Genomic DNA, 14365 nt, shown 5'->3' on the forward strand with positions numbered 1-14365 from the left:
ATTGCTTTTTGAGGTTAAACGGTCATGGAAAATATTCGGGTATTTGGTTTTTTTCGATGCATTTTTAAATCAAATGCCATACTTATGTTTCTTACAAAGGGTCTTCCTTTATCGGTTACTTTAATTTTGGTGCCATTTATTTCTACCAATCCGTCTGATTCCAGTTCGGATAGATTGGCCAAGATGTTCCCAAAATCAGCTATTTGCTCTTCCTCTGCGTTCCATGTAGTCTCAAATTGACACATAATATTAAGAATATGTCTTCTTAAGATTTCGTCTTCTTCATTAAGGATGTGTCCCCTAAAAATAGGGATAACTCCATGTGAAACCAAATTTTCGTATTCCTCCACGTTTTTTACATTTTGGGCAAAACCGTACCAACTATCGCTTATGCTGGATGCTCCCAGGCCTATCATTAGTTTGGTTTTTGAGGGAGTGTAGCCCATAAAGTTTCGGTGCAATGTTCCTTTTTCCAGCGCTTGGTACAAACTGTCCGTTGGGAGGGCAAAATGATCCATACCAACGTCTTTATATCCAAATGCTGCAAGCATTTTTTTACCCATTTCATACTGGGCCTTTTTTTCCACGGATGATGGAAGGTCGGATTCTTTATACCCTCTTTGTCCGTTACCTTTTAACCAGGGCACATGTGCATAACTGTAAAATGCAATCCTATCCGGTTTTATGGCATTGGTCTTCATAATGGTTTTCTCCACATCGGAACTGTCCTGAAATGGCAAACCATAAATAATATCGTGCCCAACCGATGTGTAGCCAATCTCCCTGGCCCAATCGGTAACATTTTTTACATTTTCAAAAGGTTGTACTCTATTTATGGCACGCTGAACAGTTAGATTATAGTCCTGTACGCCAAAGCAAACTCTTCTAAAACCTACATCGTAAAGTGCTTGTAAATGTTCTTTTGTCGTATTGTTCGGATGTCCTTCAAAACTAAATTCAATTTCATCTGCTTTCTTGCCGAAGCGGAGAATGCCCTTGATCAACATTTTTAAATTCCCGGGAGAAAAGAAAGTGGGGGTTCCGCCACCTAAGTGAAGTTCTTTTATAATGGGTTTTGAACCCAATAGTTCAACATATAGTTCCCACTCTTTTAAAACCGCTTTTATATAAGGACTTTCTACTTCGTGTCGTTTGGTGATACGCTTGTGGCATCCGCAAAAGGTGCACATACTTTCACAAAAGGGTAGATGAATATAAACACTGACTCCTTCTTGGGAACTCTCCTCGAAGGCTTTCAGTACACTGGATTTCCATTTTTTCCCGGAAAAAGTGTCCAAATCCCAATAAGGTACCGTTGGATAACTTGTATACCTAGGACCTGGAACATTATATTTTTGAACTAATTCGCACATAAGCTACATACCATTTCATTATAGTTCAAAATTACCTTGGACAGCTTGCAAAAAACATGATAATTGTCAGTATTGCCATCTTAGCAGTAAAAGACTCCGCTCTGTTCCCTGATGACTATCATATTTTTCCTTCGTTTACCATTGTACTTTTATAGGATGACCCAATACGCTTAAACTTTATTCCTATGGGAGAACATATCAAGAAAAGCTCATTTAGCGAAGAGGAGCGGAAAATTTTTGTTCAGCACCTTATTGATGATATCCAAGCCTTGGAGAATATGATCAAAGACGGATTGATCGAAGATGATATTGTTCGAATTGGTGCCGAACAAGAAATATGTTTGATAAAGGATGATTATAGACCTTCTCCAAACTCCTTGGACATATTAAAAGATATTGACGATTCCCATTTTACAACCGAATTTGCCACCTATAATGTTGAAGTCAATCTAGACCCCTATACGCTGGAAAAGGGATGCTTTACAGCTATGGAACAGCAATTGCGAACATTGTTGGGTAAGGTTAAGAAAGCTGCCAATGGGCGGGACACCAAAGTTGTTTTGACGGGAATACTTCCTACCATTAGCAAGGGTGAACTGGGTATGGATTTTATGACTCCAATTCCCAGATATTATCGGATAAATGAAGTGTTGAAGGCTTGGAGAGGTGACGATTTTTGGGTTAGGATCAAAGGTGCGGATGAGCTTTCCTTGCATCATGATTCTGTACTTTTTGAAGCTTGCAATACGAGTTTTCAACTGCATTTGCAGATAGCACCAGATGATTTTATCAAAAGTTATAATTGGGCTCAGGCCATTTCGGGACCGGTTTTGGGAATTTGCTGTAACTCTCCTTTATTATTGGGAAAAGAACTTTGGAGAGAGACTAGAATTGCCCTGTTCCAACAAAGTTTGGATACACGGGTCTGGACAAAGGCGGTAAAAGAACAAGTCGCCAGAGTTGGTTTTGGCGAACAATGGCAAAAGGAGTCAGTTGCCGAAATTTTTAAAAAAGATATTTCCACCCACCGAATTTTATTGACCAAACCAATTAAAAAAAGTTCGTTGGACCTGCTAAAAGAGAATAAAATACCAAAGCTGGAAGCACTGAGCCTGTTCAATAGCACCATATACCGCTGGAACCGCCCCTGCTATGGGGTAGGAAATGGAAAACCCCATTTACGTATTGAGAACAGATATATTCCATCTGGTCCCACCGTAATTGATGAAATGGCCAATTTTGCTTTTTGGGTGGGCTTAATGGCAGGAAGACCAAAAAAGTACGACGATATGCCCGGCCTTATGGATTTTAAGGTGGCCAAACTCAACTTTATAAGAGCGGCCATGAGTGGAAGGCATACTGTCTTTTCGTGGTTGGACAAGACCATGACGGTAAAAAAGATAATCAAGGAAGAGCTGTTGCCCATAGCATACGATGGATTGCGAAAGCTTCATATTGATGAAGGGGACATTACCAGACTTTTAGGAATCATCGAGGCCAGAACCAAGTATGGTACTGGTGCCGAATGGCAAATCAAAAACTTTAGGGCGCTTAAAAAGCAAATGAAATTGGACAGTGCCATTGTTCAGCTCACTAAGGCAATGTACAATAACCAAGAAACCGAGGTTCCGGTACATCTATGGAAGCCTATTGAGGGAATGGCCAAGACAAAGGAATCCTTCCATTGGGTGAAACAGATCATGTCGACAAAGCTGATGAAACTCTATGAGGACGATTATGCCAATTTGGCCTTAGCCATTATGCAGTGGAACAATATCCACCATATTCCTGTTGAAAATGAAAAAGGGCAATTAGTGGGATTGCTTACATGGAGCCATATAGAAAAGTTTAAAAAACTGGATACAAAAGAGGCAAGGGTATCGGATATTATGGTTAAAAATGTAATAACCGTTGAGCCCAGAACAGAAATAGAAACTGCAAAAAACCTAATGGAAGAGCACCAAATTGGATGTTTGCCTGTTTGTGTGGACACCCATACTGTGGGAATAATTAGTAAAGTAGATTTGTAAAACATGTCTTTAGTTCATAGCATAGCATTGGATGAAACCCTTGAGGTAGACCGCGTAATTGACCATATTCAAGGAATTGAAGGTGGTCCCACGGTAGTTTTCTTTGGAGGTGTACATGGGAATGAAACGGCCGGAGTTTTTGCCGTAAAGGAAATGTTCCAAGAAATCAGGTCGCAAAAAAAACCTGTTAACGGCGAAATATATGCTGTTTCAGGAAATCTGGGCGCTCTTCAAAGCAGGCAAAGATTTCAAAAAGAAGATTTGAATAGGATATGGTTTCCGGAGCGTATCGAACATATTGTCAAAAACAAAGAAGCTAATCATAACGAAGAAGAGGAACTCAACCATCTGTATTTGCTATTAGAAAATATTTTGGATACCGGAAATCCGCCATTTTACTTTTTAGATCTTCATACGACCTCCAGCGATACTTCTCCGTTTATGGTGTTGAACGATAGTCTGCTGAACCGAAAATACGCTTCCAACTATCCGTTGCCCATTATTTTGGGGATCGAAGAATATTTGAAAGGTGCCTTATTGAGTTATATAAATGAGTTGGGCTATGTTTCACTAGGTTTTGAAAGTGGCCAGCACGATGATGAAAAGGCAGTACAGAACAGTATTGATTTTATTCGTTATTCCTTGGCGTTGACCCAATCTGTGAATGTTTCCGAAAAGGAGTATAAGCAGTTAAAAAAAACAATATTAAAATCCAGTACGGTTCCAAATAAGTTTTATGAAATATATCATCAGCATGATATAGGTCCCAAAAACGACTTTAAAATGTTTCCTGGGTTTATCAATTTTCAAAAAATACCCAAAGGTGTGGGCTTGGCCGTTGTGGATGGGGTGGAGTTAAAAACAACAAGAAAACGACAGATTTTTATGCCTCTATACCAAAAACAAGGCAATGAAGGCTTCTATTTTATAAGACCAATTCCTAAAATACTATTATGGTTGTCCAAAAAGCTAAGAGGGCTCAAGGTAGATCATATTTTGGTGAAGTTGCCCGGGGTACAATGGGAGTCCGATAAAAAAGACACGTTGATGGTAGACCAAAAGGTGGCCCGATTTTTCGCCAAATCTTTTCTCCACTTGTTGGGGTATAGGGCAAGAAGGTTTGATAGAACACACTTAATTGCCAAAAACAGGGAACGTGCATCCAAATCTTCGGAATATGCCAAAACTGAGTGGTTCCGGAAATAAAAATAAAAAAAGGCCCAAGCGTTAACTTGGACCTCGATCTATTTGGATCATGTTTAGTTTTGCATTTTAAAATTAATTGGAATACTATATTTCACGCTTACTGGTTTTCCTCGTTGTTCCCCTGGTTTAACTCTTGGAAGTGAAGCAATAATACGCTCAGCCTCTTTTTCCAATAATTTATCCGGACCTCTTTTTTGGATATTGCTCACCTGGCCTTTGGAGTCTATTACAAATTGTAAATATACTCTGCCCGTAATTCCCATATCCAAAGCAGCTGGAGGATAACTAAAATTCTTTTTAATGTGCTCCTGTACCTTTTGGTTAAAGCATTCCTTGCGCTCTGCTTGGCTCTGTAAGCTTTCACAACCTGGGAAAATCGGAACGTTTTCTATTACTGCAAATGGTACAACAATATCTTCTTCCACCTCTTCCACATCAACATCATCAATGCTCACAACGGCATCTTCAATATAGGTTTCCTGACTACTTTCTGTACTTTCAATTACAGTTTCTTCCACGTCTTCCACGTCCTCCACAATTTCTATTATCTCCGGAGCGGATGGTGGTGGAGGTGGTGGGGTGGTTCTTAATATTTCGGTAATGGGTACATCTTCCTTAAGCTCATCGGTAACTTGTACAACTTCTGTAGCTTGGGATTCTTCTTCATAAAACTTTACTTCGAAGGATTGCCATGTCATGAACAATACCGAAGTAAGTCCTATCATGAAATAAAGACTGCTATTGCGTCCAATTTCGGCGTTTGGGTTCTTTTTTGGTTTCATGACTTTTACTATTTAACTAGGTTAAAGATAACTTGGTTAAAAATCAAAAAATATGATAATAATCAGGTTTGTCCTTAGAGCGAAACTCTCTTGTTTTTAACGATTTATGTTTTCAATCGGAGTTTAGGGCCAAATCATTTTTGGTGAGGTCGATATTAAAAGATAGACTTAACCTGATCATGTGCTCAGCGGAATTTTTAAACTTTTGATTGAAGTATCCTATGTCTGCGTTCAAACTAGAGGTAATTTGTTGGCCTATGCCAATAAACACCCTATTTTGATTAAATATGCTGCCCTCTAGGTTAACAAAGATTTCATCAAAGGCCTTGAAATAAATATCCTTGTATAGGGGCCTTTTAAATTGAAGGCGATATCTAATCCTATTATTGACCTTGGCGTCTTCAGTATTGACCAGTCTTCGGTTCTCTAGACGTAAGCGATGTGCAATGGAATTATCGATGAACTTGAATTTTAGGGTGTATTCACCATATATCCAAAGCTGATTGGTATTGACCACATCGTTGGGTTCCAAATAAGAATTTGAATTGAGCAAGGCGAATCCACCTGTAAAAGTGGAGCTCTTACTTACCCTGTAGGATGCACCAGTTCTGAAAAAGAAAAATCCATATGTATCCAACATATGGTGGTGTCGGATAATACCCACTGTTGGGATGCTCCAATCTTGGTGAATTTTGGTAGTGCCACATAGCACAAGCCAAGAGCCATATTCATTTTCTTCTGAATTTTGGGCATAAAACGATTGTGCTGGAAGGACTGAGAGTACTATGGAACAAAGCAATCCTGAAAAATACTTTGTATACTCCATAATCTATGGTTTTGGATTGTTGGAGTACAAAGGTTTTCACTATTACATAGGATATAGTATGATACTTATCATATGTCTGTTCCTTCTTATAAAAATCGACTGCTTTAGACCTATTTTTTCTTTTTATTTTCCCAGATAAGGGCTGCAGCTCCACATATGGCAGCCGTTTTGCCATGCATGCTTGAGTGAAGAAGTTTCACCTTTCCTTTATAAACATCTAACAAGAATCGGTTAAAATATTTTTCCAAAGGAGTCATGATCCATTTACCGCTATTGGTCAATCCTCCCATTAAAATAAATGCCTCTGGCTGTGTAAAGGCAGTAAAGTTGGCCAATGCTTGAGCCATGATGCGGGCCGTATAATCGAAAGCTTTAAGGGCAATTTCATCCCCTTCTTCGGCAGCTTGGGTAATGTCCTCTCCATGTAGGTCGTTATATGCAACATCCCTAAATCTACTATCTACCAAATACTTGCTCTGCATGTACAAGATTGTTCGTTTTAATCCAGTAGCGGATACGTATGCCTCCAAACCTCCTTTTACTCCAAGTCCCGTTAATCTGCCATCGCCAATGGTCATGTCCACATGGCCCAATTCACCTGCAAACCCATCAAACCCATCTATGAGTTGACCATTGGCTACAATTCCTGCCCCAAAACCGGTGCCCAAAGTGATTACGATAAAATCCGTCATATCCTTTGCTCCTCCAAACAACATTTCGCCCAAGGCCGCTGCACTGGCATCGTTCATAATACGTATGGGCATGTCCAAGCGTTGCTTTAAAAGTTTTACCAATGGCACACTTCCTTTCCAAGCCAAATTGCTGGCACTTTCAATGGTTCCATTTTTGCTGGAGGCATTTGGAGCACCAATACCGCAACCAATTACGTTGGCCCCTTCTCCAAATCGATCCAAAAGTTCGTCTACAGTAGATTTTATTTTGTCCAGATAGTTGTCTAGGTTGGGATATTCCTTGGTCCTGAAAAATGTTTTTTCGTAGCATTCACCATGTTCGTCCACCAAACCTATCTTGGTTTTGGTTCCTCCAATATCAACACCAATTACTAAATCCATATGTAAATTCGAATTGTTTTAAGGTTTTTTAAATATAACCAATATGATATCAAAAAAAATAACTTACCGTATTTTTATGGGGACGGAATTTTTGCTAATATCATGGAAAAGTTGGAAATACTGACTTCTGTCATGTTTTAGGTGATGGGTCGATTCTACTTTTGATTGTGTATTGAAATAAATAAAAATAGGTATGAGCAGTTTAAAAAAAATATTAGTTCCTTTTGATTTTTCGGAGGCATCCATAAATGCTTTGGAATATGTCGTCAACTTCGTTGGAACAGAACGTTCCATAGGTATTTTGGGCCTGTATGTGGGAAATATGGCCATTAGTGATGCGGACAGTAAAAAATTGGAAAACGATTTTTCCAAGGTAATGCAGTCCTTTGGTGTTAGATTGAAGGTTGCACCAAAGTTTATGACGGATACAGGTGAAGTGATCGGCACCATTCTTTCGGCCCAAGAAAAAAGTAATGCCGACATCATCATGATGGGGACCATGGGCGATAAAATCACGGATGAAGCTATCACCAATACCTCGCAACTGGTTTTAAAGGCCAACTGTCCGGTAATCTCAATTCCTTATGGAACAAGTATTAAGGACCCTAAAAACATTGCCTTGGTGATGGGGGGCGAAAAAATTGATGACAAAGAAGTTTTGGAGACCCTTTTGGACATTGCCCGTACTTTTGACGCCCGTGTTCATGCCCTTACCATTTATAAGGATTCGATCTATGATGAAAAGGCAATCAAGGAATCCAACGAAAATCTGTTGGAATATTATTTGGAGCATTTTTATGAGGATCATTCCTTTAGCAAAAATGATGATGTGGAACAGGGCATATTGGATTATATCGCAGAGAAAAACATTGACATGTTGACCATATTGCCACGAAACCATACGGAAAGGAGCGAGCCATCCGAAGGACGGTTGACCAAACTATTGACCTTGCACTCGGAGATTCCGGTGCTGGCCCTGGACTAAACTCAAACCTTTATTTCTTAGCATGCTGCCACTGCTGATTATCTTAGGGGTTACCATTTTTCTATTTGTATGGGGTAAATTCCCTCCAGATGTAGTGGCTCTCATGGCCATGCTCTCACTTTTCCTGACAGGAATTTTGAACATAAGTGAGACCTTGGCAGGGTTTAGCAATCCAACTGTAATTATGATTGCGGCCCTATTTATCATTGGGGAAGGGCTGTCCAGAACTGGTTGGACAGCTATGGCAGGTCAGTTTTTCGTGAAATGGGCCAGAAGGAACATTTCCCGCTTATTGGTCATTGTTACCTTGGGTTCCAGTTTGCTTTCCGGTTTTGTAAGCAATACAGGAACGGTCGCGGCATTGCTTCCGGTTACCGTAACTGCGGCTTGGAATGCAGGAACACTGCCATCAAAATTATTGATTCCCGTGGCCTTTGGTTCCAATACGGGCGGACTGCTCACCTTAACAGGTACACCACCTAACATTATTGTGAGCAATGCTTTGTCCGAGAGTGGATTTACGGGTTTTTCGTTCTTTGAATTTGGATTGATAGGAGTGCCGCTCCTTATTATTTCCGTCCTCTATTTTAGGTATCTGGGTTACAAATTGCTTCCCGACCACAGGACAAATAACAAGCCTATGGCCATAGATCAGGAAATGCACAAATGGATAGAAAACTACAGTATAGGTGATAATCTTTACCGATTACGTATCCGGTCCATGTCACAATTGATAAATACCACTATAGGGGAATGGAATTTTGAGGGTGAGCACAAGGTCTCGGTAATGCGACTAAAACGCAGACACCCCAATAAACTGCACCGGATACCACAGTTTGTGGAAATGCCCGGTTTGGATACCGAAATGCGTTATCACGACATCATTACTGTAAAAGGTGGACCAGAAGATGTGGATAAACTTGTTTTAAAGTTCCATTTGGGTGTAATACCACTTAAGCCTGAAAAGGATATGCTCAAAAAAGAACTGATCAACCAAGAGGTGGGGATGGCAGAAATGATCATTACACCAAAATCTGTTTTTGTGGGCAAGAGCATTAATTTGGGTCACTACCTTCGTAAGACCGAGGTGCAACTTTTGGCCGTATCACGGGACAATGCCCCCTTAACGGGTAAAATAAAAATCAAAGCGGGAGATGCCTTTGTGATTCGTGGCCAATGGGAAAATATTATAGCGCTGAAATCGATGCACGAAAACCTGGTGATATCCGGAAGTCCTGAAGCGTTGTCCAAAAATGTGGATCAACTGACTACAAGGAGTTATATTGCTTTAGGGACCTTGGTATTGATGATTCTGCTTTTGGTCCTCAATATTTTGCCCGGAGCCATAGCAGCACTGGTATGTGCTGGAATTATGATGTTAACGGGCTGTGTTCCCATATCAAAAGCATATAAAGGCATTAGTTGGACGAGTGTGGTGATGATCGCGGCCATGATCCCTATGGGATTGGCATTGCAAAAAACAGGTGTGGCACAATTGGCGGCCAATAGTCTGGTGGATACCTTGGGAAGTATACATCCCGTAGCCTTATTGGCAGGTATTTTCTTGTTGACGGCAGCTTTTAGTCAAACCATAAACAATTCGGCAACTGCAGTTTTAATGGCGCCGATCGCTATAATGGCATCCACGACCTTGGGGGTTTCGCCAGAACCCTTTATGATTGCCGTAGCGGTAAGTGCCTCGACTGCATTTTTAACCCCTGTGGGAACAACCACCAATGCCATGGTAATGGCAGCGGGCGGATATAAATTTATTGATTATGTAAAAGTAGGGGGGCCTTTGCTCCTGCTTTTCTTTATAGCAACATTAGTATTGGTTCCATGGATATGGAGCTTCTAACCATTAAAACCACAATTATGAGTACAACCAAAGACCTTAGTAAGTATGGATTGAAAAATGTCCGGGCGCAATGGAATCTTGATGCTGAAACGCTACAAAAACTTACCCTTGAAAAGGGCATGGGAGTAGAAACCGAAAATGGCACCCTTTGCGTGAACACGGGAAAGTTTACCGGAAGATCGCCCAAAGATCGGTTTTTGGTAAAAGATGATTACACAAAGGACAAAATTTGGTGGGGCAGGATCAATAAACCTGTATCTCCCGAAAACTTTGATAAGCTATACAATGAGATAACCAATTACCTCGATGGCAAAGAAGTTTTTGTAAGGGATGCCTATGTGTGCGCAGACCCAAAATACAGAATGAATGTTAGAACCATCACCGAATACCCCTGGTCCAACTACTTCATCAAAAATATGTTCCTGCGTTTGGATGAGGCGGAACTTGAGGATTTTGAAGAAGAGTGGTTAGTGCTTTGTGCCCCTGGTTATGAAGCCCAAAACCCATCTGAATATGGTATATTGAGCGGAAACTTCTCTATACTTAATTTTACCAAAAAAATTGCCTTGGTAGGCGGTTCTGCCTATACCGGGGAAATGAAAAAAGGTATTTTCTCCGCACTAAACCTTATCCTGCCCACCGAAAAAGAGGTACTCCCAATGCACTGCTCCGCCAATGTTGGTGAAGCTGGGGACACCGCAATTTTCTTTGGATTGTCCGGAACTGGTAAAACCACCTTGTCCGCAGACCCGGAGCGTAAACTTATCGGGGACGATGAGCATGGTTGGACCAAAGAGGACACCATCTTTAACTTTGAAGGTGGGTGCTATGCCAAGGTAATCGATCTTACCGAGGAAAAGGAGCCTGATATTTACAGGGCCATCAGACCTGGAGCGCTATTGGAAAATGTGGTGTTCAAAGAAGGGACAAAGGAAGTGGATTTCTTCGATAGTTCCATCACACAGAACACACGGGTAAGTTATCCTATCTATCATATCGATAACATACAAGAGCCATCCTATGCATCCAACCCTAAAAATATCTTTTTCTTAACTTGTGATGCATTTGGTGTATTACCGCCGGTATCTAAATTGACCCCAGGTCAAGCAGCTTACCACTTTATTTCGGGCTATACCGCTAAGGTTGCAGGAACGGAGGCAGGTATTACGGAGCCCGTGCCATCATTCTCAGCTTGTTTTGGAGAGCCTTTTATGCCATTGCACCCTGCAGTTTATGCTGAAATGCTAAGCGAAAAAATGAAAGCCTCCGGAGTTAATGTATGGCTGATCAACACCGGATGGAGTGGAGGACCTTACGGAGTAGGGTCTAGAATTAAACTGAAATATACGAGAGCAATGATTTCTGCCATTCTCGAAGGTAAATTGGACGATGTGGATTTTGATACGCACCCCATTTTTGGATTACATATGCCAAAATATTGCCCGGGCGTTCCCACAGAAATGTTGGACCCAATGAACACTTGGTTGCAAAAAGGAGCTTATGTAAGCAAAGCGATACAACTGGCGCACTCGTTCCATATCAACTTCGATAAGTTTGCAAGCCAAGCTTCGGAGGAAATTATGAATGGTGGTCCGCTCATTGATTCGCACCATAGTTTAACGGAACATCTTTAAGACTTATATAAAGTGAATAGCACAAATAGATTTCATATAGAAAGCTTAGGGGCGCCTAAATTCAAGTCGCCCCTTGAGCTAAGTACGCTAAAGGGGGACCATATATTCGATTTTATCAGAGAATCGGATAAGCTGGTCTTTGACCTTTCCATGGAACATTACCAACAATGTTTAAAAAATGGGGAAGAGCCGCTTTGTTTGGAAAAGGCGGGCCCGCGGCAAAATCTTTTTTTTGATTCGGAGAAGGCTACGGCGGCCATTGTTACATGTGGAGGTTTATGTCCTGGTATCAATAATGTGATACGGGGTTTGGTGATGGCACTATATTATTTCTATGGGGTTAAAAAAATTATAGGAGTACCGTATGGTTATGAAGGCCTTAATCCGGAAAAAGGACATGAGTTGGTACCATTGACACCGGAAAAAGTAAAGGATATCCATCAATTTGGAGGTACATACTTGGGCTCGTCCAGAGGGGCGCAGGATGTTTCCGTTATGGTGGATACCCTGGAAAAAAACAAGGTGGATATGCTGTTTGCTATTGGAGGTGATGGAACCTTAAAAGGCGTAAACGCCTTAGGTGAAGAAATCTCCAGGAGAAACGCTAAAATCAGCGTGGTAGGCATACCAAAGACCATTGATAACGATATCGACCTGATCGATGAATCCTTTGGTTTTGAAACTGCTTTTGATGTGGCAAGTCCTATTTTGCGAGATGCCCATAATGAAGCAACAGGAGCTTATAATGGAATCTCCATTATTAAATTAATGGGAAGGGATAGTGGTTTTATCGCTGCTTCTGCCGCTTTAGCTATGCCCGTGGTGAATTTTGTGCTGATCCCCGAAATGGATTTTGCCCTGGAAGGAGAAAAAGGGTTTTTGAAAGTATTGGAACAGCGTCTACACGAAAAAAAACATGCGGTAATCGTAGTTGCCGAAGGAGCGGGACAAAAACTCTTTAAGGACAGAAAGATTGTTAAAGACGCATCTGGGAACATTCAGCACGAGGATATTGGAGTTTTACTAAAGGAAAAAATCGTGGAATACTTCGAGGGTAAAAGCCCTGTGACCATAAAATATATCGACCCCAGTTACATTGTTCGGTGTGCTCCGGCAAACTCCAGCGATAGCGTATTCTGCAGTCGGTTGGCCTACCAGGCAGTACATGGTGCCATGGCAGGTAAAACCAAATTTGTGGCCAGTAGGGTCAACAACCGATATGTGTATGTCCCCATTTCCGAAGTCACCAAAAAAAGAAAAAAAATAGACATTGAAGGAGAGTTTTGGTTCTCGGTACTACAAAGTACGGGGCAACCTTTTTCTTTGGGATAGATGGAAGAAATTTAAACTGACAATTGTCATTAAATCTTTTCTTTAGTAGTTATAGATTTGAATGTAATCAAAACAATAATCATGGAAGTACATGTTCAATATCAAAAAATGATGACCAGTGAATCATTGACCCAATTGTTAATGAAAAAACTGGAGGGTTTAGAAAACAAATACAGTTGGTTGATCAAAGCCAACGTACTTTTTAAAGAAGAGAACGACAGTTCTGGAGAAGGCAAAATTTGCGAAATAGAACTGAGTGCCCCGGGTCCTAGGATTTTTGCAAAGTCCAATACGGATGATTTTGAAAAATCCATGGCAAATACCATTGAAGATTTAAAAAGACAGTTAGAAAAAAGGCAAGCTACATTTGCTACTCACTAAATAAAAACAAATCCATTCTGCGCATCAATCGTTAAAACTATAATCATGAAATCAAAATTAATTGCTTTAAGTCTGCTCTTACTGATGGGGTGTTCCTCCACTAGGTTGGTTAGTACCTGGAAGAACCCGGATATCGTTCTTTTTGATGCTTACCAAGTGCTAGTTGTGGGTATGATACAAGATGACAATGCCCGGATGGAGTTCGAGACCGGTTTTGCCGATGCTTTAAAGCAACAAGGTATTGATGCGGTGCGCAGTATGGATGTTTTTGATGTAGAATTTACTTCAGGCAAAAGGTCCGAGAAGGAATTGGAGGAAGTGGAGCAACAACTTTTGGATAAAGGCTTTGATGCTATTTTGTTCACTAAAGTTGTGGGTACAGAGAACAGAAGAACATTTAGGGAGCATATCAACGATGTGGATAGAATGTTGATGCGCTTTACTACGGATTATATGGAGCATCAAGAGATTTACTTCGACCCCGAATATTACGACACCTTCAATATTTACCATGCAGAAACCTCCCTATACTGCATATGTGTTGGAAAGGAAATTGAATTGATTTGGAGGGGGGAAGTGGACGTAACAGAGCCTGCCAATGTAAACAAAGCTATAGACTCCTACATAAAGTTGGTGACAAAGTCAATGGGAGAGCAAGAGATTATTTTTTAGGAAGAAAGCCCTATGGCTTCCAATACCCCTAAAAGGTCCAAAGCAATTAAAACAGGAATTGCTATCAGTATTACGATCAATACAAAAACCATGATTCGCAAAAAGCCGACCATGAGCTTGTTTCCAAAACTAATTTCATCCGCCATAATAGTGTAATTTCCTTCAATTTACGGAATTATTTGCGCATTACCTTTACATGGAAACCCAATATTC

General features: G+C 40.7%; 13 protein-coding genes. 8 read left to right on the forward strand and 5 right to left on the reverse strand.

Annotated features, from left to right (window positions below):
• Window positions 1-14: 14 nt before the first annotated feature.
• Window positions 15-1373, reverse strand: coding sequence for an oxygen-independent coproporphyrinogen III oxidase (gene hemN / locus J0654_RS12650; RefSeq protein WP_207029450.1), 1359 nt, complete (start codon window positions 1371-1373; stop codon window positions 15-17).
• Window positions 1374-1558: 185 nt separating this feature from the next.
• On the opposite strand from hemN, the gene J0654_RS12655 reads away from it, so the two are divergent.
• Window positions 1559-3403, forward strand: a complete 1845-nt coding sequence (locus J0654_RS12655; RefSeq protein ID WP_207029451.1) for a CBS domain-containing protein — start codon at window positions 1559-1561, stop codon at window positions 3401-3403.
• Between the two features lie 3 nt (window positions 3404-3406).
• A complete protein-coding gene (locus tag J0654_RS12660) occupies window positions 3407-4609 on the forward strand; it encodes a succinylglutamate desuccinylase/aspartoacylase family protein (protein WP_207029452.1) in 1203 nt (400 codons plus the stop codon).
• A 53-nt stretch (window positions 4610-4662) separates the two neighbouring features.
• Here J0654_RS12660 and J0654_RS12665 read toward each other — a convergent pair whose 3' ends face one another.
• From J0654_RS12665 to J0654_RS12675, 3 genes are all read right to left on the reverse strand, one after another.
• Window positions 4663-5391: an energy transducer TonB gene (locus tag J0654_RS12665; RefSeq protein ID WP_207029453.1), complete on the reverse strand. Its 729-nt coding sequence runs from the start codon at window positions 5389-5391 to the stop codon at window positions 4663-4665.
• A 112-nt stretch (window positions 5392-5503) separates the two neighbouring features.
• Complete coding sequence (locus J0654_RS12670; RefSeq protein ID WP_207029454.1) at window positions 5504-6217, reverse strand: DUF2490 domain-containing protein; 714 nt, start codon at window positions 6215-6217, stop codon at window positions 5504-5506.
• A 110-nt stretch (window positions 6218-6327) separates the two neighbouring features.
• Window positions 6328-7290, reverse strand: a complete 963-nt coding sequence (locus tag J0654_RS12675; RefSeq protein ID WP_207029455.1) for an ROK family protein — start codon at window positions 7288-7290, stop codon at window positions 6328-6330.
• A gap of 193 nt (window positions 7291-7483) precedes the next feature.
• Between J0654_RS12675 and J0654_RS12680 the strand changes: the two genes are divergently transcribed.
• From J0654_RS12680 to J0654_RS12705, 6 genes are all read left to right on the forward strand, one after another.
• On the forward strand, window positions 7484-8275 hold the full coding sequence (locus tag J0654_RS12680; protein WP_207029456.1) for a universal stress protein: 792 nt from the start codon (window positions 7484-7486) through the stop codon (window positions 8273-8275).
• Between the two features lie 22 nt (window positions 8276-8297).
• Window positions 8298-10133, forward strand: a complete 1836-nt coding sequence (locus J0654_RS12685; protein ID WP_207029457.1) for an SLC13 family permease — start codon at window positions 8298-8300, stop codon at window positions 10131-10133.
• 17 nt (window positions 10134-10150) lie between these two features.
• Complete coding sequence (gene pckA, locus J0654_RS12690; protein ID WP_237685983.1) at window positions 10151-11767, forward strand: phosphoenolpyruvate carboxykinase (ATP); 1617 nt, start codon at window positions 10151-10153, stop codon at window positions 11765-11767.
• Between the two features lie 12 nt (window positions 11768-11779).
• Window positions 11780-13099: an ATP-dependent 6-phosphofructokinase gene (locus tag J0654_RS12695; RefSeq protein WP_207029458.1), complete on the forward strand. Its 1320-nt coding sequence runs from the start codon at window positions 11780-11782 to the stop codon at window positions 13097-13099.
• Window positions 13100-13180: 81 nt separating this feature from the next.
• Complete coding sequence (locus tag J0654_RS12700) at window positions 13181-13480, forward strand: HPF/RaiA family ribosome-associated protein (RefSeq protein WP_207029459.1); 300 nt, start codon at window positions 13181-13183, stop codon at window positions 13478-13480.
• A gap of 45 nt (window positions 13481-13525) precedes the next feature.
• Window positions 13526-14152: a hypothetical protein gene (locus J0654_RS12705; RefSeq protein ID WP_207029460.1), complete on the forward strand. Its 627-nt coding sequence runs from the start codon at window positions 13526-13528 to the stop codon at window positions 14150-14152.
• On the opposite strand, the gene J0654_RS12710 is transcribed toward J0654_RS12705, so the two are convergent.
• A complete protein-coding gene (locus J0654_RS12710; RefSeq protein WP_207029461.1) occupies window positions 14149-14298 on the reverse strand; it encodes a hypothetical protein in 150 nt (49 codons plus the stop codon). The genes J0654_RS12705 and J0654_RS12710 overlap by 4 nt on opposite strands.
• Between the last annotated feature and the right edge of the window lie 67 nt (window positions 14299-14365).

The sequence above is a fragment of the Flagellimonas profundi genome, from assembly GCF_017313275.1.
Lineage (GTDB): Bacteria > Bacteroidota > Bacteroidia > Flavobacteriales > Flavobacteriaceae > Flagellimonas > Flagellimonas profundi.